Annotated in this window: 17 protein-coding genes and 1 pseudogene; 7 read left to right on the forward strand and 11 right to left on the reverse strand. The window is 75.8% G+C overall.

Going from position 1 to position 25,238, the window contains the following annotated elements:
- The first annotated feature begins 164 nt into the window (after positions 1-164).
- Together ABT006_RS23025 and ABT006_RS23030 are read left to right on the forward strand one after the other, a co-directional pair.
- Entirely contained in the window at positions 165-2,723 is a 2,559-nt protein-coding gene (locus ABT006_RS23025) for an FtsK/SpoIIIE domain-containing protein (RefSeq protein ID WP_350709446.1), read from the forward strand.
- Entirely contained in the window at positions 2,720-3,478 is a 759-nt protein-coding gene (locus ABT006_RS23030) for a hypothetical protein (RefSeq protein WP_350709448.1), read from the forward strand. Before ABT006_RS23025 ends, ABT006_RS23030 begins: the two co-directional genes overlap by 4 nt.
- A 229-nt stretch (positions 3,479-3,707) precedes the next feature.
- Here ABT006_RS23030 and folE read toward each other — a convergent pair whose 3' ends face one another.
- From folE to ABT006_RS23050, 4 genes are all read right to left on the reverse strand, one after another.
- The gene (gene folE, locus ABT006_RS23035; RefSeq protein WP_350709631.1) at positions 3,708-4,367 is read right to left on the reverse strand and encodes a GTP cyclohydrolase I FolE; all 660 of its coding nucleotides are present in this window, start codon (positions 4,365-4,367) and stop codon (positions 3,708-3,710) included.
- Between the two features lie 38 nt (positions 4,368-4,405).
- Positions 4,406-6,430 carry an ATP-dependent zinc metalloprotease FtsH gene (gene ftsH, locus ABT006_RS23040; protein WP_350709450.1) on the reverse strand — a complete coding sequence of 675 codons (2,025 nt, stop codon included), beginning with the start codon at positions 6,428-6,430 and terminating at the stop codon, positions 4,406-4,408.
- Between the two features lie 429 nt (positions 6,431-6,859).
- Positions 6,860-7,435 carry a hypoxanthine phosphoribosyltransferase gene (gene hpt, locus ABT006_RS23045; RefSeq protein ID WP_350686506.1) on the reverse strand — a complete coding sequence of 192 codons (576 nt, stop codon included), beginning with the start codon at positions 7,433-7,435 and terminating at the stop codon, positions 6,860-6,862.
- 100 nt (positions 7,436-7,535) lie between these two features.
- The gene (locus ABT006_RS23050; RefSeq protein ID WP_350709452.1) at positions 7,536-7,673 is read right to left on the reverse strand and encodes a hypothetical protein; all 138 of its coding nucleotides are present in this window, start codon (positions 7,671-7,673) and stop codon (positions 7,536-7,538) included.
- A gap of 150 nt (positions 7,674-7,823) precedes the next feature.
- On the opposite strand from ABT006_RS23050, the gene ABT006_RS23055 reads away from it, so the two are divergent.
- Positions 7,824-8,783 (forward strand): GlxA family transcriptional regulator, encoded by a 960-nt coding sequence (locus ABT006_RS23055; RefSeq protein WP_350709454.1) that lies wholly within the window; start codon positions 7,824-7,826, stop codon positions 8,781-8,783.
- 69 nt (positions 8,784-8,852) lie between these two features.
- Here ABT006_RS23055 and ABT006_RS23060 read toward each other — a convergent pair whose 3' ends face one another.
- The 4 genes from ABT006_RS23060 to dacB all read right to left on the reverse strand — a co-directional run bounded on the left by ABT006_RS23060 (position 8,853) and on the right by dacB (position 14,174).
- A complete protein-coding gene (locus ABT006_RS23060) occupies positions 8,853-10,496 on the reverse strand; it encodes a gamma-glutamyltransferase family protein (protein ID WP_350709455.1) in 1,644 nt (547 codons plus the stop codon).
- Between the two features lie 94 nt (positions 10,497-10,590).
- Entirely contained in the window at positions 10,591-11,583 is a 993-nt protein-coding gene (gene tilS, locus ABT006_RS23065; protein WP_350709457.1) for a tRNA lysidine(34) synthetase TilS, read from the reverse strand.
- 9 nt (positions 11,584-11,592) lie between these two features.
- Positions 11,593-12,663 (reverse strand): Rv3626c family coenzyme F420 biosynthesis-associated protein, encoded by a 1,071-nt coding sequence (locus ABT006_RS23070; protein ID WP_350709459.1) that lies wholly within the window; start codon positions 12,661-12,663, stop codon positions 11,593-11,595.
- Positions 12,664-12,746: 83 nt separating this feature from the next.
- Entirely contained in the window at positions 12,747-14,174 is a 1,428-nt protein-coding gene (dacB, locus tag ABT006_RS23075; RefSeq protein ID WP_350709633.1) for a D-alanyl-D-alanine carboxypeptidase/D-alanyl-D-alanine endopeptidase, read from the reverse strand.
- Between the two features lie 441 nt (positions 14,175-14,615).
- On the opposite strand from dacB, the gene ABT006_RS23080 reads away from it, so the two are divergent.
- Positions 14,616-15,122: an inorganic diphosphatase gene (locus tag ABT006_RS23080; protein ID WP_091107853.1), complete on the forward strand. Its 507-nt coding sequence runs from the start codon at positions 14,616-14,618 to the stop codon at positions 15,120-15,122.
- A gap of 37 nt (positions 15,123-15,159) precedes the next feature.
- Here ABT006_RS23080 and eccD read toward each other — a convergent pair whose 3' ends face one another.
- Positions 15,160-16,560, reverse strand: coding sequence for a type VII secretion integral membrane protein EccD (gene eccD, locus ABT006_RS23085; protein ID WP_350709461.1), 1,401 nt, complete (start codon positions 16,558-16,560; stop codon positions 15,160-15,162).
- A gap of 101 nt (positions 16,561-16,661) precedes the next feature.
- Between eccD and eccCa the strand changes: the two genes are divergently transcribed.
- The 3 genes and pseudogenes from eccCa to ABT006_RS23100 form a co-directional block, all read left to right on the forward strand.
- Positions 16,662-20,621, forward strand: coding sequence for a type VII secretion protein EccCa (gene eccCa, locus ABT006_RS23090; RefSeq protein ID WP_350709463.1), 3,960 nt, complete (start codon positions 16,662-16,664; stop codon positions 20,619-20,621).
- A gap of 97 nt (positions 20,622-20,718) precedes the next feature.
- The gene (gene mycP / locus ABT006_RS23095) at positions 20,719-22,092 is read left to right on the forward strand and encodes a type VII secretion-associated serine protease mycosin (RefSeq protein WP_350709465.1); all 1,374 of its coding nucleotides are present in this window, start codon (positions 20,719-20,721) and stop codon (positions 22,090-22,092) included.
- Between the two features lie 211 nt (positions 22,093-22,303).
- Positions 22,304-23,029, forward strand: a pseudogene (locus ABT006_RS23100) (phosphatase PAP2 family protein); the annotation flags it as partial.
- 238 nt (positions 23,030-23,267) lie between these two features.
- Here the strand turns inward: ABT006_RS23100 and ABT006_RS23105 are convergent.
- Both ABT006_RS23105 and ABT006_RS23110 read right to left on the reverse strand, forming a co-directional pair.
- Positions 23,268-24,446, reverse strand: coding sequence for a MarP family serine protease (locus tag ABT006_RS23105; RefSeq protein WP_350709467.1), 1,179 nt, complete (start codon positions 24,444-24,446; stop codon positions 23,268-23,270).
- A gap of 63 nt (positions 24,447-24,509) precedes the next feature.
- On the reverse strand, positions 24,510-25,202 hold the full coding sequence (locus tag ABT006_RS23110) for an NUDIX hydrolase (protein ID WP_350709469.1): 693 nt from the start codon (positions 25,200-25,202) through the stop codon (positions 24,510-24,512).
- Positions 25,203-25,238: the final 36 nt, after the last annotated feature.

Raw genomic sequence — 25,238 nt, forward strand, 5'->3', positions numbered from 1 at the left:
GCCGGAGACCCAATGCCCCAGATGCAGCGGATCGTGACGGACCACTCCCCATTGGTGAGATCCACGACAACACCGGCGCAGCGCCGCCGCGCATCCCGGACGAGCCGCTCCGGCTGGGTTACCGTCTCTGCGCGGGGAGGGGTTGCCAACCTCGGACAGAGGGGGTGGACGCGGTGACCGGTCCGAAGGCACGGACGAACCGCGCCGCCGCAATGCACCGGCAGGCCGCCGCCACCGCGACCGCCGCCGCCGGAATCCTCGACGACACCCGTCCCGTTCCCGCCGACCAGCACCGCCAGTACGAGTTGGCCGACCGCCTCCGGTCCGCGGCGGCGGTGCTGGCCCCGGGCTGGGCGGGTGCTCCCCTGGAGGCGGTCGCCCCGACCGCACCTGCCGGCGAGGGGCCGCCCGCCTTCGTCCGGGTCGGCACGGCGGCGCCGCTCGACGACGCGCGCTTCCCCGCGCTGGTGCCGCTGCTCGGCACGGCACATCTCGCCGTGGACACCGACGCCCGGGATCCCCGGGTGGCGGGGCTGCTCCGGGCCGTACTGCTGCGGCTGTTGGCGGCGACCCCAGCCGGGGCGCTGCTGGTCCGCGCGGTGGACGCGACGGGTACGACCTTGGAGCCGTTCGCGGCGCTCGCCGACGCGGGCCTGCTGCCGCCCCCGGCGGTGGACGTGGCGGGCCTGCGGGCCGTGCTCACCGAGGCCGAGCAGTGGGTGGCCCCGGGGGCGAGCGGGCGTCGCCGGCACGACCGGACGCTGCTGCTGGTGATCGCGGCGCTGCCCGACCTGACGGGCCCCACCGACCTGGCCCGGGTGGAATCGCTGGCCGAGCAGGGCCGGTCCGCAGGGCTGCACCTCGTGGTGGCCGGCTGGCCCCCGGCGGGCCCGTACGCCGATCGGGCCCCGCTGCCGCAGGCGACCACGCTGGCGATCCGGAACGCGTACGCGCTGCTGGGTGATCCGCCGGGCGGGTCGTTCGCGGGCCCCGGCGCGGAGCCTCCGGGCGGGTTGAACTCGCCGGTCTTCGTCGAGGCGGATCCGCCCAGCGACCTCGTCGACGCGGTGTGCCGCCGGTTGGCCGCGCAGGTGGAGGCGGGTTCCCGGCTGGCCCTGACGGACCTGCTGCCGCCGCCCGACGGGGAGTTGTGGACGGCGACCGCGACTGACGGGCTCGCGACGACCGTCGGCGACGCGGGTGGGCGGGTGGTGTCGCTCGGGTTCACCGAGCTGACCCCGCACTGGCTGGTCAGCGGCCGCTCCGGCGCGGGCCGATCCACCTTCCTCACCACGGCGCTGCTCGGTCTGGCCGCCCGGTACGGTCCCGAGGAGCTGGCCCTCTACCTGGTGGACCTCGCCGACGCCGAGTCCTTCGTGGAGTTCCTCCAGACCGAGCGGGACCGGTCGTGGATCCCGCAGGTCCGGGCCGCGGCGATGGCGGCCGACCGGGAGTACGTGCTGAGCCTGCTCGACGAGCTGACAGCGGAGGTGCGCCGCCGCGAGGAGGCCGGCAGCCGGGCGGGCGGGCAGCGCTTCGCCGAGCTGCGGCAGCACCGCGCGATGCCCCGGATCGTCTGCGTGCTGGACAATCTTCCGCTGCTCTTCGCCGAGCGGGACCGGCTGGCCGTGGACGCCGCCGCCCGGCTGGACGCGCTGGCCCGCACGGGGCGCGCGTACGGGGTGCACCTGGTGCTGGCCGGCGAGGGCGACCTGGGGTTGGGCTCGCGTACGGACCGCGACTCGGTGCTGGGGCAGTTCCCGGTGCGGGTGGCGCTGCCCGGCGGGGGCGCGGTGCTGGAGCCGACCAACGACTCGGCGGCGGGGCTGCCGGTGGGCAGCGCGGTGGTGAACACCGCGGGCGGGCTGGGCGGGCCCCGGGGCGCCATCCGGGGGCACGAGCGGATGGTCCGCTTCCCGGACCCGCAGGACCATCCCGACACGGTCGGGCAGCTGCGGCAGCGGCTCTGGTCGGCACGACCGGAGGGGTCCGCCCCGCCGGTGGTCTTCGCCGGTTACGCCCGCCCGCTGCTGCGCAACGATCCGCGGCACCGGGCCGCGCTGGCCGGGCGGGCGCCCGGCCCCGCCGCCCTGTTGGGCCGGGCCGTGGACGTGCCCCGGACCACGGTCGCGGTGCCGCTGGGGCCGGCCCCGGGGCGCAACCTGGCCGTCCTCGGCCCCGGCCCGGAGGCGGCCCGGCTGCTGGCCACGGCGGCGCGCAGCACCGCCGCCCACCACGCGCCGGGGACCGCCCGCTTCGTGCTCGCCGCGCCGGACGACGACTGCCGGCCGCTGGCCGACGCGCTGGCTGCCGAGCTGGCCGGTCGGCACCCGGTCGAGACGGTGGACGTCGGCGGCCTGCTCACCGCCGTGGACGCCGTCGAGCCGGCGTACCTGGTGGTCTTCGGCCTGGATGTGCCGTCGCCGGAGCAGTTGCCCCCGGAGCGGCTGCGCGCGCTGCTTCGGGAGGGCCCGCCCGCCGGGCGGCACCTGCTCGGCCGTTGGCGCACGGCGCCGTCCTTCGCGGCGCTGTTGGAGCCCGACGGCGAGGTCGAGAAGCTCGCCGCGGTGGCGGTGGTGGACCTGCCCGGCGCCCAGCTCGCGTCGGTCTTCGGCCGGCCGGTGGAGTGGCGACCCCGCCCGGGCCGGGCGGCGCTCTGGGACGGGCCGGGTGAGCAGGGCACGGTGCTGGTTCCCTTCGCGGAGCAGGGAGAGCCGACATGACCCGCAGCGGGGCGCGGAGCAGGCCGGCGCACGCCGTGCCGGGACGCCAGCGGGGCGCCGCCGGGCCACCGCCGGGTGGGCCCGACGCGGCGCCGGGGGCCGTCGCGGGCGGCGACCCGGTGTCCGCCGCGTGGACCGACTACCTCGCCGCCGCCCGGCAGCTCGACGGGGTACGCCGGGACGCGGCCACCGCTGCCGGTGAGCAGGCCCGGTCGGTGCAGGCTGCCCGCGAGGAGCTGACCGCCGTCCGCACCCGGCTCGCGGCACAGGAGACCCGGCTGCGCGAGCGGGGCGTACCACCGATCTCGCTGGTCCCGACGCCGCCTGAGCTGACCGAGGCGGCCCGGTCGATGGCGGGTGGGCCGGCTGCGGTGCTGTCCGCGCTCCGCGCCGCCCGGGGCCGCGCGGACGCCGCGGACGCCGCGCTGGCCGCGCGCGGCCTGCCCCGCCTGGCCGCCTGGCCGGCGCGCCCGCGCAACCTGCTGCTGTACGCGCCGCTGGCCCTGCTGGTGCCGCTGCTCCAGGTGGCGCTGTTCGTGGCGACCGGTTCCGGGGCCGCGAGCGTGGCGGCGCTGCTCTGCGGGCTGCCGATGCCGGCGGTGGCGTTCGCGGCGGGCTGGCTCGGCGTCGGGCGGCTCTTCCCGGCCGGGGAGGGTGGCCGGGTGGACCGCACGGCCCGGCTCGGCGCGCTGGTGTGCCTGGTCCCGGCGGTGCTGGTCAGCGCGGGCCTGCTGCTCGCGATGCTGGCGGGCTGAGGGGCCCGGAAAGGCAGGATGCTGGCCGGCTGAGCGGAGCCGCCGCGCGCGACTCGGAACCCGACTCGCGATGCCGGTCGGCTGGGCGCGCGCAGTCGCCGCGCCGCGCCTCGGAAACGCGACTCTCGATGCTGACCGGTTGGGCGGGGCCGTCGCGTGACGTCCGGACACGCGAGCGGCCGGCCGACCCGGAGTGCGGGTCGACCGGCCGTTTTCGGGTCGGTCCCGGTCAGCGGGGGATGATCAGCGCCATCGCCTCGGCCCGCGACTTGGCGTCGTGCTGGAGCGTGCCCCGCACGGCCGAGGTGATGGTCTGGGCACCCGACTTCTGGATGCCGCGCATCGCCATGCACATGTGCTCGCACTCGAGCACCACCACCACGCCGCGCGGCGCGAGCTGCTCCATCAGCAGGTCGGCGATCTGCGAGGTGAGCCGCTCCTGGACCTGTGGCCGGCGGGCGAAGACCTCGACCAGCCGGGCCAGCTTGGACAGGCCGGTGATCCGGCCGTCCGGCCCCGGGATGTAGCCGATGTGGGCGCTGCCCCGGAACGGCAGCAGGTGGTGCTCGCACAGGCTCATCACGTCGATGTCCCGGACCAGCACCAGCTCCTGGTGGTTGGCCTCGAAGGTGGTGCTGAGCACCTGGGCCGGGTCGACCCGCAGGCCGGCGAAGAGCTCGGCGTACGCGCGGGCCACCCGGGCCGGCGTCTGCTGGAGCCCGTCGCGGTCCGGGTCCTCCCCGACGGCGATGAGGATCTCGCGGACCGCCTTCTCGATCCGCCCGAGGTCCACGGTGTCCTCGACGGGTCGGCCGGTGAGCTTGCCGCTGATCAGGCGCGCGGCCACGTAGTCGAGGTCGCCGTCGGGCTCGGTCGCGGAGACGGCCAGTCCCCGGTCGTCCCGGGAACTGGCCGTCGGGTCGGTGCTCAGTGCGTACCGTCCGAGTTGTTCGAGCTGGTCGAGGTGGTGCCGCCGACCGTCGCCTGGGCGCCGTCGGCCTGGGCCTGCACCTTGAGCGCCTCCTTCTCGGCCGGCGTGAGCACCGGCGGCTCGGTGGAGGGCTGGCGCTTGCCGAAGCCGTTGTACGGCGCCATCGGCGGCCGCTTGGCCACCCGGGCGCAGATCCGGGCCATGTCGGCGGTGGAGAGGGTCTCCTTCTCCATCAGCTCCAGCACGATGTTGTCCAGGACGTCCCGGTATTCCACCAGGATCTCCCAGGCCTCGTCGTGGGCCAGCTCGATCAGCGCCCGCATCTCGCCGTCGATCTCGGCGGCGACGGCGTCGGAGTAGTCCCGCTCGTGGCCCATGTTGCGGCCGAGGAACGGCTCGTCGCCGCTGGTGCCGTACTTGATCGCGCCGAGCTTGGAGCTCATGCCGTACTGCGTGATCATCGCGCGGGCCAGCTGGGTGGCCTTCTCGATGTCGTTGCCGGCGCCGGTGGTCGGCTCGTGGAAGACCAACTCCTCGGCGGCCCGGCCACCCAGCGCGTACGCCAGGGTGTCGACCATCTCGGCGCGGGTCTGGGTGTACTTGTCCTCGGTGGGGAGCACCAGGGTGTGGCCCAGCGACCGGCCGCGGGACAGGATCGTCACCTTGTGCACCGGCGCGGCGTGCGGCAGCGCCCAGGCGACCAGCGCGTGCCCACCCTCGTGGTACGCGGTGATCTTCTTCTCCTGGTCGCTCATCACCCGGGTCCGGCGCTGCGGACCGGCGATCACCCGGTCGATCGACTCCTCCAGGGAGTCGTTGGTGATCGCCCGCTGGTCCTTGCGGGCCGTGAGCAGCGCGGCCTCGTTGATGACGTTGGCCAGGTCGGCGCCGCTGAAGCCCGGGGTGCGCCGGGCCACCGAGTCGAGGTCGACGTCGGGGGTGAACGGCTTGCCCTTGGCGTGCACCCGCAGGATCGCCTTGCGGCCCTCCATGTCGGGGGCGTCCACCGGGATCTGCCGGTCGAAGCGGCCCGGGCGCAGCAGCGCCGGGTCGAGGATGTCCGGCCGGTTGGTGGCGGCGATCAGGATGACGCCGCCCTTGGTGTCGAAGCCGTCCATCTCGACGAGCAGCTGGTTGAGGGTCTGCTCGCGCTCGTCGTGGCCGCCGCCCATGCCGGCGCCGCGGTGCCGGCCGACGGCGTCGATCTCGTCGACGAAGACGATCGCCGGGGCGTTCGCCTTGGCCTGCTCGAAGAGGTCGCGGACCCGGCTTGCGCCGACACCGACGAACATCTCGACGAAGTCGGAGCCGGAGATCGAGTAGAACGGCACCCCGGCCTCGCCGGCGACGGCGCGGGCCAGCAGCGTCTTACCGGTGCCGGGCGGGCCGAAGAGCAGCACGCCCTTCGGGATCTTGGCGCCCAGGGCCTGGTACTTCGCCGGGTTCTGCAGGAAGTCCTTGATCTCGTGCAGCTCCTCGACGGCCTCCTCGGCGCCGGCCACGTCCGCGAACGTAGTCTTCGGCGTGTCCTTGGTGATCATCTTCGCCTTGGACTTGCCGAAGTTGAGCACCCGGGAGCCGCCGCCCTGCATCTGCGACATGAAGAAGAGCAGCAGGAGCACCAGCAGGGCGATCGGGAGCAGGTTGACCAGCAGGCTCACCCAGATGCTGTCGGACGACACCTTGGCGTCGGCCGGGCCGGTGACCCGGTTGTTGGCCTTGGCCTCGAGGACCTCGTTCCAGACCTCGTCGCCGACCTCGTAGGGGAACTGCGCCTCGATCCGGTCGGTGGTGGTGTCACCGAACTTGGCCTTGTCCTTCAGGTCGAGCTGGAGCGTCTGCTCCTTGTCCTGGAAGACGACCTTCTCGATGCCGCCCTTGTTGAGCTGGTCGAGCGCGATGGACGTGTCCACCCGGTGGTAGCTGGGACCAGCGGTGAACAGTTGACTGAGCACAACGGCGCCGAGGATGACCAGGATGATCCAGACCACCGGTCGGCGGAAGAAACGCGTACGTTCCATGCTGTTGTCGAGCGCTAAGGCGCCCGCATCCTCCTGATCGACGTCCTGTCCGTCTGATGGTGTCGCCGCCTGCGGCGGCGGCCGGAGCCGCCGTGCGGGCCGACTCGACCCCGAGGCGCGAAGTTTGCCGCGCCGCGGTCATTCGACGGTACACCGTGTGCGCGAGGAGTGAGCTTGCGAGCCCCGCAGTCGCGCACGAACGGAACATCGTGCGCGCGGAGCGAGTTCGCGAGCCCAGCAGCCTGCGCGTCGGGCGAACCGGGTCCAGCCGACGTGGCGGGAGCTCCGCGCCCGGCCGCCCGACCGCCCGGTCCAGCGGTTCGAGGGGTCGGGCGTGGAGGATGCCTCCACGCCACCGACCTATACCGTAGTCCGCCTGGCTGAGAGCCCGCTGAACGTCCGCTCGATGGACGCCGATGCGAGAGGGGCTCAGGCCCGGGCGTAGACCTCGGGCTTGAGTACGCCGACGTACGGCAGCTCGCGGTAGCGCTCGCCGAAGTCGAGGCCGTAGCCGACGACGAACTCGGTGGGGATGTCGAAGCCGACGTACTTCACCGGCACCGGCACCTTGACCGCGTCCGGCTTGCGGAACAGCGCGACGACCTCGACGCTGGCCGCCGAGCGGGACTCCAGGTAGCGCAGCAGCCAGGAGAGGGTCAGGCCGGAGTCGACGATGTCCTCGACGACGACCACGTGCCGGCCGGCGATGTCCCGGTCCAGGTCCTTGAGGATGCGGACCACGCCGGAGGAGGTGGTGCCCTGGCCGTAGGAGGAGATGGCCATGAAGTCCAGCTCGGCGGGCGGTCCGTTGCGGCCCAGCGCCCGGGCGAAGTCGGCCATGAACATCACCGCGCCCTTGAGCACGCAGACCAGCAGGAGCCCGTCATCGACGTCGGCGTAGTCCGCCGAGACCTGCTTGGCGAGTTCCGCGGTCTTCTCGCGGATCTGCGCCTCGGAGATGATCACGTGGTCGATGTCGGCGTCGTACCAGGAGCCGTCAGCCATGGCTCCTAGCCTGCCGTACGCCGGATGGCCTCCGTCGGCGGGGCCGCCCCTTTTGGAGCGGTCCCGCACGGGATGAATGACGCGAAGGCCACCAATCACCTCAGCAGGTACGCGACCGCCACCGGCGGCCGTCGTCGGTCGGCTTCCAGTCGGCCGAGTCCCGGCTGTCGGCGGTGAGGCCGGCGGCCGAGGCCGCGGCGAGGAGGAGGAAGAAGAAGAGGAAGAACAGGAACTCCATGGCGGCGCTCGCTTTCGCATGATTGCTGTCGGTTTCGCCGCCGGTGCGCACCGGACTGCACCCAGTCTGCGCCGAGCCCGACAGGCCGGACAGTGGCAGGAATGCCACTCGCCCTCGATTTCCTGCCACTCGTTCGGTTACCCTCGTCACATGCTCAGCTCGGTCGCCGTCCTCGCCCTGGACCGGGTCGCCGCGTTCGAGCTCGGCGTCCTCGCCGAGGTCTTCGGCACCGACCGCACCGCCGACGGGTTCCCCGGCTACCGGTTCCACGTGTGCAGCCCCGACGGCGGGCCGGTCCGCACCACGTCGGGCTTCCAGCTGACCCCGCACGCGGACCTCGGGCCGGTGGAGGACGCGGACCTGGTCGCCGTGCCGGCCCACGAGCACGGCTCCACGGTGCCGGCCCCGGTGCTCGACGCGCTGCGCCGGGCCGCCGACCGCGGGGCGTACGTGTTCAGCGTCTGCTCCGGAGCGTTCGTGCTGGGCGAGGCCGGCCTGCTCGACGGCCGGGAGTGCACCACCCACTGGCGATACGTCGACGAGCTGCAACACCGCCACCCGACGGCGAAGGTCCGGTGCAACTCGCTCTACGTGCAGGACGACCGCCTCATCACCAGCGCCGGCACGGCGGCCGGCATCGACGCCTGCCTGCACCTGGTCCGCCAGGAACACGGCTCGGCGACGGCCACCCGGCTGGCCCGCCGGATGGTGGTCCCCCCGCACCGCGACGGCGGGCAGTCCCAGTACGTCGAGGCCCCCATTCCGAGGACCCCCGAGGCACCCACGCTGGAACCGGTGCTGGAGTGGCTGATGGGGCACCTGGACCGGCCGGTGACCGTGGACGAGCTGGCCGCCCGGGCCGGGATGGCCCCGCGCACGTTCGCCCGGCGGTTCCGGGCCGAGACGGGCACCACGCCGCACGACTGGCTGACCAACCAGCGGGTGCTGCTGGCCCGCCGACTGCTGGAGGAGACCCGGCTCAGCGTGGAGGCGGTCGCCGACCGGGCCGGCTTCGGCGACGCGGCGGCGCTGCGGCACCACTTCACCCGCCGCGTCGGCGCCACGCCCCAGACCTACCGGGCCACCTTCCGCGACCGGGTCGGGGTCTGAGCCGCCCTATTCCCCGGTCCAGCCGCCGCCCGGCCCGCTCACCGGCCGCCGTCGGCTGACCGGACGCGGTCACCAGCCGCCCATCGCGCCGTCCACCCGGGATTCCGAGCCGGCGACGTAGCCGCCGTCCGGCAGCCGCCAGATCGCCTGCCCGTACCCGAAGACCGCCGGCTCGTCGGCGACGGCGATCTCGTGGCCACGGACCCGCAGCTCGGCGACCGCCGCCCGGCCCTCGGCGGTGCCGACCAGCTCCGGCTCGACCAGCACCGACCGCCCGGCGTGCCAGTACCAGCGCGGCGCGTCGAGCGCCGCCTGCGGGTCGAGCCCGCCGTCGAGGGTCGCCGACACGAGCTGCACGTGCCCCTGCGGCTGCATGTGGCCGCCCATCACCCCGAACGGCCCCACCGGCCGCCCGTCCCGGGTCAGGAAGCCCGGGATGATCGTGTGGAACGGCCGCTTCCCCGGCCCCACCGCATTCGGGTGCGCGGGGTCCAGGCGGAACCCGAGCCCCCGGTTCTGCAGGGCGAAGCCGTGCCCGGGCAGCACCACGTGCGAGCCGAAGGCCAGGTAGGTCGACTGGATCAGGCTGACCATCATGCCGCCGGCGTCGGCGGCGCAGAGGTAGACGGTGCCGCCGCGCTCCGGGTCGCCCGCGGTCGGCTCCCCGGCCCGCTCGGTGATCAGCGCCCGGCGGGACGCCGCGTAACCGGGCGAGAGCAGCGCCCGCGTCGGCACGGGCACCCGCTCCGGGTCGGCGACGTGGGCGTGCGCGTCGGCGAAGCCGAGCTTCACCGCCTCGATCTGCCGGTGCAGCCGCTCGGCGAGGGGCAGCGCGGCGAGGTCCGCCCCGTCCAGGATGTGCAACGCCAGCAGCGCGGCCAGACCCTGCCCGTTCGGCGGCAGCTCCCAGACCTCGTGCCCCCGGTAGCGGGCGGCCACCGGGGCCACCCAGGTCGAGCGGTGCCGGGCCAGGTCGTCACCGGTGAGGAGACCTCCGGTGCGGGCCGCGTGGGCGTCGAGCGCCTCGGCGATGCCGCCGGAGTAGAAGTCCTCCGCCCCGGTGGTGGCGATCCGCCGCAGGGTCTCCGCCGCGTCGGGGTTGCGCCAGCGCTCGCCGGGCCGGGGCGCCCGGCCGCCGGGCGCGAACACCCGGCCGAACTCGGCGTACTCCGGCCCGGTCAGGCCGGCGTGCGCGGCGAGCGCGCGGGACCAGGTCGCCGCCACGCCCGTGGAGACCGGGTAGCCGTGCTCGGCGTAGCCGATGGCGTCGGCGAAGAGCTCGGCGAAGGGCAGCGAGCCGAACCGGTCGTGCAGGTCCCGCCAGCCCGCCGGCGCGCCGGGCACGGTCACCGGCAGCCAGCCCCGGGCGGGCATCGCCGGCCCCGCCGACTGGGCGCCGCCGAGCGCCTCGACCGGGGCCGCGCCACGCCCGCCGGTCGCGGCGAGCACCAGCTCGTGGGTCAGCGCCGCCGGGGAGCGGCCGGAGGCGTTGAGGCCGTGCAGCCGCTCACCGTCCCAGACGATCGCGAAGAGGTCGCCGCCGATGTCGTTGGACGGGGGCTGCACCACGGTGAGGGTGATCGCGGTGGCCAGCGCGGCGTCGACGGCGTTGCCGCCGCGCCGCAGCACCGCCAGGCCGGCCGCCGCGGCCAGCGGCTGGCTCGTCGCCACCGCGCCGTGCGGCGCGAAGAGCGGCTGTCTGGGGTACGCCATGCGCCATGTCTACCGCCTCCCGGCGGCTCCCGCGCCCCCGCGAACGGCGTCGACGCCCGCCACGTCCCCTCCCGCCCCGCGGTGACAGACCCCGTCAGCGGGGGACGGCGGGGGTGAGCCGGCCGTCGCGGCGGACCACCCGCAGCCCGCCCGGCAGGTACGCCGCCCCCTGCCCCCGCCAGCCGGTGACCAGCGTGTCCAGCGCGGTCACGTGCCGGTACGACAGGGCGGCGGGCGGGGCGCCCAGCTCCCGGGCCCAGGCGTGCAGCACCCGGCCGCGCACCGCCGGCGAGAGGGCGGCCAGGGCGCCCACCGAGAGCCCTCCGTCGGGATGGCGGACGTCGGCCAGCGCGGCGGCGGCCAGCTCGTCGAGGACGGCGTTGTCCGCCGCCACCAGCCGGGCCGTCCGGGCCAGGTTGTCCAGCACCCCCGGCCCGAGCGCGCGGACCAGGGCGGGCAGCACGTCGGCCCGCACCCGGGCGCGGGCGTACGAGGGGTCGGCGTTGTGCGGGTCCTCCCACGGGCTCAGCCCGAGCATCGCGCACGCCTTGCGGGTCTGTTCCCGGCCGACCTCCAGCAGCGGGCGCAGCAGGGGCACCCCGTCGAGGTCCCGCCGGGCTGGCATCCCGGCCAGGCCGCGCGGGCCGGCGCCGCGGGCGAGCGCGAGCAGCACCGTCTCCGCCTGGTCGTCGCGGGTGTGCCCGGTGAGCAGCGCCGCCGCCCCGTACCGGCCGGCCACCTCGGCGAGCGCCCGGTAGCGGGCCTCGCGGGCGGCCGCCTCGGGCCCGCCCGGTCGCCCGGCGACGTCGACCCGCACCGACTCGACCGGCGCCAGGCCGATCTCGCGGGCCCACGCCGCCACCGCCGCGGCCCGCTGCGCCGAGCCCTCCTGGAGGCCGTGGTCGACCGTCACCAGGCCGGCGGCGCGACCCAGCCGGGGCGCCACGAACGCGGTCGCGGCGGCCAGCGCGAGCGAATCCGCCCCGCCCGAGCAGGCGACCAGCACCGGGCCCCCGGGCGGCAGGTCGGCCAACGCGCGGCGGACCGCCACCCGGATCGCCGCCACCGGCGGGGCGAGCGCGGCCACGGCGTACGGTCAGCCCGTGGCCTGGACCGGGCCGACCGGCCCGTGTACCCGGGCCACCCAGGCGTCCGGGTCGCCGAGTTCCTCCAGCCGGGGCAGGGTGAGCGGCGAACCGAAGATCTTGTTGAAGCCGTCCATGCCGACCCGGTCGACCACCCCGTGCACGAACTTGCGGCCCTCGGCGTACTGGCGCATCTTGACCTCCACGCCGAGCAGCCGGCGGATGGCCTTCTCCAGCGGGTTGCCGGCCTCCCGGCGCCGGTTGAAGCCCGCCCGGATCCGCTCGACGCTCGGGATCACCTCCGGACCGACGCCGTCCATGACGAACTCGGCGTGCCCCTCCAGCAGGGTCATCAGCGCGGTGAGCCGGTCCAGCACGGCCCGCTGCGCCGGGGTCTGCACGATGTCCAGCACGCTGGTGCGGCTCTCCGGGTCCTTCACCGCGTCGGCAAGGGTGGCCACGCCCCGGCGCAGCCGCTCCAGCAGGTGCTCCCCGCCGCTCGACGACGCGTCCACGAAGGCCTGCACCTCACTGAGGAAGTACGCCCGCATCCAGGGCACGGCGGTGAACTGGGTCCGGTGGGTCACCTCGTGCAGGCAGACCCAGAGCCGGAAGTCGCGGGGGTCGGCCTCCAGCTTCCGCTCCACCTCGACGATGTTCGGCGCGACCAGCAGCAACTGCCCGGGGTCAGCAGAGAAGACCTCGTACTGGCCGAGGACCCGGCCGGAGAGGTACGCCAGCACGGTGCCGGCCTGCACTCCGGTCAGCCGGGAACCGATCGCCTCGGTCAGCGGGCCCGGCTGCTTGTCCTTCGTGAGCCGGCCGACCAGCGGCGTGATCACCTCGCGCAGCCCGGCGATGTTGGCGGCCGCCCAGTCCCGGCGGTCCACCACCCGCACCGGCGGGTGCGCCACCTGCGAGCGCAGCCCCGTGTAGTCGGCGACGTGCCCCGCCGCCTCGTCGGTCAACCGCCGCAGGTCGCCGACCACGTCGGTGGCCTCGGCGTACGACACCCGGGGGCCCGACTTGCCCAGTGCCCCCGCGGTCGCGGCGGCCAGATCCCAGTCCACGAACTGCGCCATGCACCCACCGTACCCGCGCCGGGACACCCCGGCCCGGGCTCGCGTCGGCGTGATCGCCGCCGGCCGCGCCCCGCCCTGTCCGGTCAGCGGCAGCCGCAGCCGGCAAGGGCGGCGCCGATCCGGTCCAGCGCCACCCGGGCGGCCTCCTGGCCGTCGGGCGGCACCGCGTCGGTGAGCACCGCGAAGGTGAGCAGCCGCCCGTCGGCGGTGCTGACCACGCCGGCGATCGCGTGCACCTTGGTCAGGGTGCCGGTCTTGGCCCGGACCACCCCGGCACCGGCCTTCGTCGCCGCCGTGCCGTACCGGTCGGCGAGGGTGCCCGACCAGTCGGCCACGGGCAGGCCGCCGAAGATCGCGGCCAGTTCGGGGCGGCTGCCGTCGCCGGCGAGCGTGATCAGGTCGGTGAGCAGCGAGGGGCTGATCCGGTTGCTGCGCGACAGCCCGCTGCCGTCGGCGAGGGACAGCTCGTCGGCCGGCAGGCCCAGCTCCCCCGCCACCGCGTCCATCGCCGCACCGGCGCCCTCGAAGGAGGCGGGCTCGTTGCGGGCCAGCGCGACCTGGCGGGCCAGTGCCTCGGCGATGATGTTGTCGCTGTCGCTGATCATGATGTCGACCAGCCGGACCATCGGCAGCGACTCCACCTTGCCCAGCTCGGTGCCGGGCCCGGGCGTGCCGGTCGCGGCGCCGCCGTCCGCCGCGGGTGCGGTGCCGCGCTTCACCGTGTCGGCCGGCACGCCGAGCAGCCGGGCGAAGGCCCGGCCGGCCGCGAGGTCGGGCTGCGCCACCCGCTCGGCCCAGTGGTTGCCGGCCGCGTCGTCCTTCTTGGCGCGCGGCACGTCGCCGCGGGCGCCGTCGGTCATCAGCGCGGTGATCGCGCCGCCGTAGCCGCCGGTGGGGATGTCCTCGTCCCATCCCGGCTCGTAAACGGGGCCGGAGTAGAGCGACGAGTCGACCGTCACCTTCGTCGGCTCCGTGCCACCGAGCGCCGTGCGTACCTGGCCGGCGAGGTCGTCGAGGCGCGCCGCCCCGGGATAGAAACCCTTCTTGTCGACCGCCAGCGTGGGGTCGCCGCCGCCGACGAGCACCACCTCGCCGGGGTTCGGGCCGGCGACCGCCCGGGTCGGGATGCGGTACGCGGGGCCGCGGGCGGCGAGCACCGTCACCCCGGTCACCAGCTTGGTCACCGAGGCGGGCACGGTGCCGTCGTCCTCGCCCCGGCCGAAGAGCGGCTGGCCGGTGGCCACGTCGGCCACCGAGACGTTGACCCGGTCGCCGAGCGCGGACACGTCCACGAGCGGGGCGAGTGCGGCGCGTACCCCCTCGGGGGTGGGCAGCGGGGCGTTCGCGTCCGCGCCGGACAGCACCGCCCCGGGCGCCGGCTCCGCCGCCTGCGTGGCCCTCCGGTCGGCCGGCTCGTCGCCCAGCCAGTCGGCGATGGGGCCCGGCCGGACCACGGCGATCCCGACGGCGGCGAGCACGAGCACGAGCACCGCGGCCAGGGCGACGGGCAGGCCCCGGCGGCGTCCCGGGCCGGGCGTCGGGGGAGCGGCCGGAGGAGGGGCGACCGGCTCGGGAGGCCCGCCGGCGGGGCGGGTCGCGGCAGCGGCCCAGAGGTCGGTCGGCCCGGGCCGGGGCGGCTGGCCGTACGCAGCCGGGCCGGCGTCGCCGGGCGACCCGGGCGTGCGGGGAAGGTGGGCGTCGGGCACCGGGAACCGCCCGGTGGCCCCGCCGGAAGCAGATCGACCGGTCCCCCGTCCAGCACCGCCCTCCGGGCGGTAGTGTGAATCTTCCCTCCCCACGACCCCCTCCTCCCCCCGCGAAATCTGCTTGGGTGACACTACTTCGGTCCGAACACTATGCGGCGGCCGGAGCCGGCGGGTGGGCATTCACCCGACGGGAGCGGCGTGCCGCTGGTTTCCGTTAGCCAGCGTGGGCAACGAGGGAGCGTGCAGATGGATTTCGACGTGACGGTTGAGATCCCGAAGGGTCACCGCAACAAGTACGAGGTCGACCACGCGACCGGCCGGATCCGGCTGGACCGCACGCTCTTCACCTCCACGCAGTACCCGGCGGACTACGGCTTCATCGAGGGCACCCTGGGCGAGGACGGCGACCCGCTGGACGCGCTCGTGCTGGTGCCCGAGCCCACCTTCCCGGGCTGCCTGATCCGGTGCCGCACCATCGGCATGTTCCGGATGACGGACGAGAAGGGCGGCGACGACAAGGTCCTCTGCGTCCCCTACGAGGACCCGCGCCAGGAGCACCTGCGGGACATCCACCACCTCGGCGAGTTCGACCGGCTGGAGATCCAGCACTTCTTCGAGGTCTACAAGGACCTCGAGCCGGGCAAGTCGGTCGAGGGCGCCACCTGGGTCGGCCGGCAGGAGGCCGAGGCGGAGATCGCGGCGTCGTACCGGCGCGCCAAGGAGGCCGAGGAGCGCGGCGAGTCCACGCACTGACCCCGGCACCGAAGACGTCGACGGGCCCGGGGGCCGCTCAGCCGAGCAGCCCCCGGGCCCGTTCGTACAGGTCGAGCACCGCGCAGGCCACCGGCACCACGGAGACCACCAGGGCGGTGTCGGCCAGGTCGGCGACCCGACCGACGTACGGGGAGACCGGGCGGCGGGCGTACGTGGTGCCGGCGGCCACCGCCAGCAGGGCCAGCGCCAGCCCGCCGACGACCAGCGCGAGCCGACCGGCCGGACCGGAACGCTCGGCGAGGACGGCGCCCAGCACGGCGTACCCGGCGAGGCCGGCGACCACGGTCGGCACCCGGTGGCGCAGCGCCACGAAGAGCCGGGAGCGGAGCAGCAGCACGGTCGCGGCGACCGCCACCAGCAGCCGGCCGGCCAGCCCGCCGGAGAGGCCGAGGACCAGCGCGGTGGCCACCGCCAGCACGGCGTGCCCGAGCAGCATCCCGGTGAGCATCTCCTCGGTGCGGGCGACCGCCGCGTAGACCCGGTCCCGGTCGGGCAGGTCCCGGGCCCGGTCGGCGTCGCCCGGCTCGCCGGTCGGCAGGGTGATCGGGGGCAGCGGCACCTTGCCGAGCCGGATGGCCAGCAGCGGGACCGCCCCCACGGCGAAGACCAGCACGCAGAGCAGGACCGCCGCCGTCCCGGCCGGGCTGAGCAGCAGGCCGCCGAGCGCCGCCAGCGCGCCGGCGGACCCCGCGGTGGCGCCGGCCACGAAGACCCGGAGCCGGGTGGCGATGCCGACCAGCCCGAGCACCGACACCAGCAGCAGCGCCACCGAGCCGGCCAGCAGCTCGGGCGCCCCGAGCCAGCGCAGGCCGGCGACCGGCCCGACCGGGTCGCCGGAGCTGACCGCCAGGGCGCCCGCGAGGGCCGCGTACGGCAGGGCGTAGCCGCCGAGGGTCGCGCCGGTCGAGGCGTCCCCGTGGGCGCGGGACGCCACCACCCCGGCGAGGGTGAGCAGCAGCGCCACCACGGCGGCGGCCGGCCAGCCGGCCCGGTGTCCGGGCCCGCCGGCCGCCAGGGCGAGCAGCCCGACGGCCAGCGGCACGGCCGCCCCGGCCAGGGCGGCGGCCCGGGTGGCGGCGGACGACCACGCGCCGCCGCGCCGCCGGGCCCCGTCGGCGATCGCCTCGACCACGTCGTCGTACTCCAGCTCGGGCCACTGCGCGTGGGCCGGCACGAGGTGCAGCACCTCCCCGTCGCGGACGCCCTGCGGCAGCAGCGCCTGCGCGGTGGCCAGCACCGCGCCGTCGGTGCGCCGCAGCACCCAGCCGCCGTGCCGCTCGCCGTCGTCGGCGAGGCCCTCGCCGGCGTGCCGCAGCACCTCGGGCAGCAGCTCGGCCAGGGGCACCTGCTCGGGCAGGGCGACGTCGACCCGCCGCTGGGGGGCGCTGATGGTGACCCGGGCCAACCCGACTGTCATCGACCGGCCTCCATATCGAACGGGGTTGGTGGCTGCGCGGACGACAGGACTTTACCTACCATGTGTCGGGCTCGGGTCACCGAGCGCTGTCAGGAGGTCGAGTGTCCACCGTCGTCATCAAGCGGCCACCCCGACGTCCGGCGCCGGAGATCCCGGTCGGCGAGCTGCCGGTGGACGCGCCGCCGGAGATCCCCGCCGTCGCCGGCGGGCGCTGGCAGCAGCTGCTGATGGTGCTGCCGATGCTCGGCGGCACGGTGGCGATGGCGATGATGTTCGGTCGCGGCGGCGGGGCGTACTCGTACGTGGTCGGGGCCATGTTCGGGCTCTCCTCGCTGGCCATGCTGGTGACCTCGTGGGGCAGCGCCTCGGGCACCCCGAAGAAGTCGGAGATGATGGCCGCCCGGCGGGACTACCTGCGGCACCTGACCGCGCTGCGCCGCCGGGTCCGGCACACCGCCGGGCAGCAGCGCGCCGGGCTCTACTACCGGCACCCGGATCCCGGCCGGCTCTGGTCGACCGTCGACAGCCACCGGGTCTGGGAACGGCGCCCCGCCGACCCGGACTTCGCGGTGGTCCGGGTCGCCGTCGGCCCGCAGACCCTCGCGACCCCGCTGGTCCCGCCGGTCACCCGCCCGCTCGAGGAGCTGGAGCCGATGACGGCGGGCGCGCTGCGCCGGTTCCTGGACGCGTACTCCGTGGTGCCCGACCTGCCGGTGGCACTCTCGCTGCGCAGCTTCGCCCGGGTCTTCGTCCGGGACGCCACCGGCGGTCCGGGCGACGGGTCGGCCGGCCAGGCGCTGGCCCGGGCGATGCTCGCCCAGCTCGCGGTCTTCCACGCCCCGGACGAGCTGCTCGTCGCGGTCTGCGCCGGGCCGGAGCGGCGGGCCGCCTGGGAGTGGGTCAAGTGGCTGCCGCACGCCCACCACCCCACCCGCACCGACGCCCTCGGCCCGGTGCGGCTGGTCACCAGCGCGGCGGCCGAGCTGGAACGGCTGCTCGACGAGGTGCTGGCCAGCCGGTCCCGGTTCAGCCCGGCCGGGCCCGCCACCGACGGCCCGCACGTGGTGGTGGTGCTCGACGGGGGCGACCTGACCGGCGCCACCGACCTGACCGGGGACGGCGGCATCGACGCGGTGACGGTGATCGACCTGGACACCCCGCCGCCACGCCTGCTGGACCGGTTCGCGCTGCTGCTGGAGCTGCGCCACGGCCGGCTGCACTCCCACTCCGCGGAGGGGCACGCCGAGGTGGGCACGGCGGACCGGCTCGACCCGGTCGACGCCGAGGCGATCGCCCGACGGCTGGCCCCGCTGCGGCTGGCCACCGCCGTACGCGGCCCGGACGCCCCGCCGGGCGCCGAGCCGGGCCTGCCCGAGCTGCTCGGTCTCGGCGACCCGGCGGGCTTCACCGCCGAGCAGGGCTGGGCGCCCCGCTCCGCCCGGGAGCGGCTGCGGGTGCCGATCGGGGTGGGCACCGACGGCGGCGCCATCGAGCTGGACCTCAAGGAGTCGGCGCAGGACGGGATGGGGCCGCACGGCCTGCTGATCGGGGCAACCGGCTCCGGCAAGTCGGAGCTGCTGCGCACGCTGGTGCTCGGGTTGGCCGCCACGCACAGCTCGGAGCAGCTCAACTTCGTGCTGATCGACTTCAAGGGCGGCGCCACGTTCGCCTCCTTCGACCGGCTCCCGCACACCGCCGCGGTGATCACCAACCTGGCCGACGCGCTCCCGCTGGTCGACCGGATGGTCGACGCGATCAACGGCGAGCTGGTCCGCCGCCAGGAGCTGCTGCGCCGGGCCGGCAACTTCGCCAGCCTGCGCGACTACGAACGCGCCCGCGCCGCCGGCACCCCGCTCGCCCCGTTGCCGTCGCTGCTGCTGATCTGCGACGAGTTCTCCGAGCTGCTCTCGGCCAAGCCCGACTTCATCGACCTCTTCGTGCAGATCGGCCGGCTGGGCCGGTCGCTCGGCGTCCACCTGCTGCTGGCCTCGCAGCGGCTGGAGGAGGGGCGGCTGCGCGGGCTGGACACCCACCTGTCGTACCGGATCGGGTTGCGGACCTTCTCCGCGCTGGAGTCCCGGACGGTGCTCGGCGTGCCGGACGCGCACGAGCTGCCCCGCTCCCCCGGGCACGGCTACCTGCGCTTCGGCACCGAGCCGCTGGTGCGGTTCAAGGCCGCGTACGTCTCCGGGGTGCTCCGCCGACGCGACGCGGCACCGGGCGCGGGCGGCGCGGGAGCCCCGCGCCTGCTCTCCTTCTCCACGCACCTCGTGCCGAAGCCGGAGCCGGTCGGGCCGCCCGCGCTGACCGCCTCGGCCGACGAGGGCGACACCGGGAGCCTGCTGGAGCTGATGGTCGACCGGCTGGCCGGCCAGGGCCCGCCCGCGCACCAGGTCTGGCTGCCCCCGCTCGGGCGGGCGCCGGCGCTGGACGAGCTGCTCGGGCCGGTCGCCGCCGACCCGGCGCGCGGGCTCGCCTTCGGCAACCCGGAGCTGCACGGCGCGTTGCAGGTGCCGGTGGCGGTGGTCGACAAGCCCTTCGAGCAGCGCCGCGACCTGCTCTGGTTGTCGCTGGAGGGCGCCGCCGGGCACGTCGCGGTCGTCGGCGGGCCGCAGAGCGGCAAGTCGACGGCGCTGCGCACGCTGATCTGCGCGCTGGCGCTCACCCACACCCCGGCCGAGGTGCAGGTCTACTGCCTCGACTTCGGCGGCGGCGGGCTGGCCGCGCTGCGCGACCTGCCGCACGTCGGGGGCGTCACCGGCCGCGCCGACCCGACGGCCGTCCGGCGTACGGTCGGCGAGATCGCCACCCTGCTGGTCGACCGGGAACGCCGCTTCGCCGAGCTGGGCGTGGAGTCGATGGCCGCCTGGCGACAGCGGCGGGCCGCGGCGGCCGGCACCGGCCAGCCGGGCGCCGACCCGTTCGGCGACGTGTTCCTGGTGGTGGACGGCTGGGCCACCCTGCGCGGCGAGTACGACGACCTGGAGCCGCTCGTCACCGACCTGGCCACCCGCGGCCTGTCGTACGGGGTGCACGTGGTGGCGACGGCGGTGCGCTGGCTGGACTTCCGGCCGGCAATCCGGGACCTCTTCGGTTCCCGGCTGGAGCTGCGCCTCGGCGACCCGTCCGACTCGCTGGTGGCCCGCCGGGCGGCGACGAACGTGCCGGAGAAGACCCCCGGCCGGGGCGTCACCGCGGAGAGCCTGCACTTCCTCACCGCGCTGCCGCAGCTGGCCGCCTCCGGCGGGGACACCACCGATCTCGTCAAGCAGGTCGCCGGGAACTGGACGGGGCCGGCCGCGCCCCCGGTGCGGCTGCTGCCGCCGGTGCTCCCGTACGCCGAGCTGGACCTGACCTCGACCACCGGCCTGCGCATCCCGGTCGGGATCGCCGAGGCGGACCTGCGCCCGGTGGTGCTGGACTTCGCCACCGAGCCGCACTTCGTGGTCTTCGGCGACGCCGAGTGCGGCAAGTCGTCGTTCCTGCGCGCGCTGGCCACCTCGATCATCACCCGGTTCACCCCCGAGCAGGCCCGGGTGATCCTGGTCGACTACCGGCGCAGCCTGTCGGACCTCACCGAGGCCCCACACCTGATCGGGTACGGCTCCGCCGCGGCGCACACCACCGAGCTGATCGACTCGGCCGCCGGCTACATGCACGGCCGGGCTCCCGGGCCGGAGGTCACCCCCGCGCAACTGCGGGAGCGGTCGTGGTGGTCCGGGCCGGAGCTGTTCGTGCTCGTGGACGACTACGACCTCGTCGCCGGCGGGCCGGCCAACCCGCTGCGCGCGCTGGAGGAGCACCTGCCGCACGCCCGGGACGTCGGGCTGCACCTGGTGCTCGTCCGGCGCTCCGGCGGCGCCGGCCGGGCCCAGTACGAGCCGATCGTGCAGCGCCTCCGCGAGCTGTCCACGGCCGGGCTGGTGATGGCGGGCAGCCCGGACGAGGGGGCGCTGGTCGGCCCGGTCCGGCCCGGTCCGCTGCCCCCGGGACGCGGCCGGCTCGTCACCCGGCGCGAGGGCGTACGGCTGGTCCAGCTGGCGTATCTGCCGTCGCCGTGACGGGTGTCCCCGGATCGCCCCGCAAGGCCGCGGGGAACCGGTAATCTCCGATCGTCATGTTTGCGTCTGGGATGAACGGCTTGAGGATGTGACCACGGTGCGGCACAGCTGTCCGCCGGCGGGCCGGCGGATCGCCGGACGCGCGTTGCTCGGGGTGGCGGCCGCCGTCGCCTCGGTCGCCGGGCCGGTCACCCCGGCCGACGCCGCCCCCCGACCGGTCGCCGCCGCCCCACCGGTCGCCGCCGTCCCGGTGCCGCTCGCGCCCACCGACAGCCAGAGCCGCCCCGACCAGATCCGCGACGAGCAGTGGCAGCTCGACGCGTTGCAGGCGAAGGCGGCCTGGCGCAGCTCGACCGGGCGCGGGGTCACCGTCGCGGTGATCGACTCCGGGGTGGACGCCTCCCACCCCGACCTGGCCGGTCAGGTGCTGCCCGGCCTCGACCTGGTCGACCCCGGGGGCTCCGCCGACGAGCCCGACCCGGTCGGCCACGGCACGACCGTGGCCGGGCTGATCGCCGGGCGGAACGACGACAAGCGCGGCGCGGTCGGCCTCGCGCCGGAAGCCCGGATCCTTCCGGTCCGTGTCCTCGACGCCGAGAACCGCTACGACGACGCGATGATCGTCGCCAAGGGTGTGCGCTGGGCCGTGGACAACGGCGCCCAGGTGATCAACCTGTCCCTCGGCGGCAGCGGCGACAGCGCCGCCCTGGCCGCCGCGATCGACTACGCCTTCGCCCGGGACGTGGTGGTGATCGCCTGCACCGGCAACGTGGCCGCCTCGTCCAGCTCAGAGGTCTGGTACCCGGCCCGGGAGCCCGGCGTGATCGCGGTCGCCGGGCTGGACCGCGACAGCGACGACCTCTGGTCCGGGTCGATCACCGGGCAGGCCACGGTGCTCGCCGCCCCGGCCACCGGCCTGGTCGGGGCCCGCCCCGGCGGCTACTGGCGCGTGCAGGGCACGAGCTTCGCGGCGCCGCTGGTCGCCGCCACCGCCGCGCTGGTGCGGGCCCGCTACCCGCGGCTGTCCGCCGGCGACGTGGTGAACCGGCTGCTGACCACCGCCCGCGACATCGGCCCGACCGGTCGGGACGACCAGTTCGGATACGGCCTGGTCGACCCGGTCGCCGCGCTGGACGCCGAGGTGACCCCGGTGGGCCGCAACCCGCTCGACGACCAGTCCTCGCCCGGCGTGGTCGGGTTCGGTCCCGCGCCCGGCTCGGCGCAGGCCGACGTCTCCGGGGCCGGCAGCGACCAGCTCGGCTTCACGGTGCCGCGCGGGCAGACCCGCTGGGCGGCGCAGCCGGCGGGCACCCACGAGGAGGCCACGCCGGAGCGGCTCTGGACCGGGGCCGCCCTCTTCGTCGCCCTGCTCACCGGGGCCGCGCTGATGGTGCGCCGGTTCCGCCAGTGGACCCCGCTGGCCGCCCCGCGTCGCCCGGCCCGGGTGGAGCGCCGCCCGCCCGCGAGCTGAGCCGGCGGGCGAGTTGGCAGTTCGCGCCGGCGAGTTGGCAGTTCGCGCCGGCGGGTGGGGGCGAAGGCGCCGAGTCGGCGGGTTGGGGCGGCGGCCGAGCCGGCGGGTTGGGGCGGCGGCCGGGCCGACCCGACCAGCACCCGCACGGCGAGGGCGATCCGACTGCCCGGTCCGCGTCTGACCGGCCCGTGTCCCGGGTAGAACAGATGCCATGAGCACGTCGGGCCCGCGTACCCTCGCCGCGCCGCCGCGACCCTCGTGGCGCAGCCGCCGCCTGCACCCGGACCACTCCCGCGGCCTGCGGCTCACCCTCGCCGTCGGGGCCGCGTTCCTGGTGGTGGTGCCGTTCACGTTGCTGGCGCTCCTGGTCCTGGGAGACTGGCCCCCGCTGCGCCGGCTGGACACGGCGGTGACCGACGCGCTGGCCGGCTACGCCGCCGACCACCCGGCGTGGGTACGCCTGATGTCCCTCTGGACCGACGTGTTCGCCCCGATGCCGCTGCGTGTCGGCGCACTGGTCCTGGTCCTCTGGCTGGTGGGGCGGGGGGCCCGGCAACTGGCGGTCTGGGTCGCCGTCACGATGACGGTGGGCGGCCTGCTCAGCCCACTGCTCAAGCTGCTCTTCGGCCGGGCGCGGCCCGACCTGCCCGACCCGGTGGCCCAGGCGCCCGGCCTGGCCTTTCCGTCGGGGCACGCGCTCAACGCCGCCCTGGCCGCCGGGGTGCTGCTGGTGGTGTTCCTCCCGCACGCCGGGCCCGTCGCCCGCCGGGTGGTGGTCGCGGCCGCGCTGCTGCTCGCCCTGGTGACCGGCTTCAGCCGGGTCGCCCTCGGCGTGCACTGGACCAGCGACGTCCTGGCCGGCTGGCTCCTCGGCGTGGCCGTGGTCGCCGCGACCGCCGCCGCCCTGACCGTCTGGCGGGCCACCCCGCCCGGCCGCCCGGACCGACGCGGGCAGCGCCCGCCGAGCGCGGACCGTCCGGGCCGGCCGGCAGAGCCCGGCCCATCGGGTGCCGACCGCCGGGAACAGCCGTCAGGACATGGGCCGGCGCACGCCGGGCGGCTGGGACCGCCGTCGGAACCAGGGCCGGCGGGCGGTGTGGCACCGCGCTGACGGGTCTCCGCGCCGACGCCGACCGGGGTGCCTCCCGTCGCCCCCGCGACCCGGCGGGCAGCGGTCAGGTGCACTCGCCGGTGCCGACGGCGCGGGTGCGCTCGGCGCCGGCCAGGGCGACCGGGCGGGCCTCGGCCGCGGTCACCGCGAACCCGGTGTTCGGGTCGTCGGCCGCCGCCGCGAAGATCACCCCGAGGACCAGCCCGTTCGACGAGACCAGCGGGCCGCCGGAGTTGCCGCTCTGCACGAGCGCCCGGATCGTGTATATCTCCCGGGTCACGTTGCCGGCGGAGTAGATGTCCGGCCCGGTGATCCGGTCGACGTCCCGGACCCGCGCCGACTGGGCGTTGTACGGCCCGTCGAGCGGGAAGCCCAGCACGATAGCGTCCGCGCCGCTACCCGCGTTGCCGGCGGCGAAGCGCATCGAGGGGCCGGGCAGCCCGGGCACGTGCAGCACGGCCAGGTCCCGGTCGGGGTCGTAGACGACCACCTTGCTGTCGTACCGGTCGCCGTTCAGCTCGACGACCGTGGAGCGGGTGCCGGCGACGACGTGCGCGTTGGTCATCACCCGGTCGTCCGCGTAGACGAAGCCGGAGCCCTCGATGCGGCGCGAGCAGCTCGGGGCGGAGCCGAGCACCTTGACCACCGACCGCTGGCTGTTGACCACCACCTGCGAGCCGGCGAGCGCCGGGTCGGGCGGGGACACCTGCCGGGCGCGGGTGGGCGCCAGGTCGCCGAAGACGTCGGGGAAGCCGTTGGTGTCGACGGTGTCCCGCAGCGCCGTGGAGAGCTGCTGCGCCTGGTCCGGCAGGACCCGGTCCACCACGGTGAGCAGCGCGCTGTTGCGGACCGAGGAGGCCAGCCAGGGCAGCGACGACGAGCCCAGCGGCACCGCGACGAGCCAGGCGACCAGCAGCACGGCGAAGAGCGAGACGAACGCCCCGCCGACGTCGTCGGCCCGCCTGCCCACGTCGCTGGTGATCACCTTGCGCAGGTGGGAACCGACCCAGCCGGCGAGCGCCTGGCCGACCACCGCCAGCCCGAAGACCGCCACCAGGGAGATCAGCACGCGGGTGCCGCTGTCGACGAACTGCTGCGCCAGCAGCGGCCCGACCTGGAGACCCACCAGCGCGCCCAGGAAGAAGCCGCTGAACGACAGCACCCCGATGACGAAGCCCTGGCGGTATCCGCTGATCGCGAACACGAGCATGAGCAGCAGCAGTACGAGATCCACGGCGGACACGCGTCAAGCGTACGGGCACCCGGCCCGCGAAATTACCATCGCGTGCGGAAGGTGACCGTCCGTTCAGCGCACCGGAGTCTCGTCCACCGCGTCCGTGCCGGCCGAGGGTGCCGGGGTGGCCCCGGTCGGCGGCAGGTCGACGACCCGGTCGCGCGGCCACGGGCGGGCCCAGCCGCCCATCTCCAGCAGGGCGGCCAGGACCCCGGCGGTGAAGCCCCAGACGAGCATCCCGCGCGCCGAGAACGCCGGGCCGATCCAGCCGCTCGGGTGGCGTACGCGCATCCGGTTCTCCGGGTCGACCAGCTCGCTGACCGGCAGCCGGGCCACGTGCGCCACCTCGGCCGGCTCCCTGGGGTGCACCGGGTGCGGGGCGTGCCACCAGGCGAGCACAGGGGTGACCACGAAGTCGCTGACCGGGATCCAGAGCTTCGGCAGCTCGGCCAGGACGGTGACGCTGGCCGGGTCGAGGCCGACCTCCTCGTTGGCCTCGCGCAGCGCGGTCGCCAGGGCGTCCGCGTCCTCCGGGTCGGCCGCGCCGCCGGGGAAGGCCGGCTGGCCGGCGTGGTTGCGCAGGGTGGCCGCCCGCTGGAGGATCAGCACGTCCGGGCCGGCGCCGGGCTCCTCGCCGAGCAGCACCAGCACGGCGCTCTCCCGCCCGCCGGTCTCCGGGGTGGCCAGCCTGGTGAAGTCCTCGCTGCGCGCACTGCCGAGCCGGGCGAGCAGCGGGTCGAGCCAGCCCGGCGGCTGTCGGCTCACGCCGTCACCTCCGCGCCCCACCGCGCCCACCGGCGG

The organism is Micromonospora sp. NPDC002717, assembly GCF_040295705.1.
Classification (GTDB): Bacteria; Actinomycetota; Actinomycetes; order Mycobacteriales; family Micromonosporaceae; genus Micromonospora.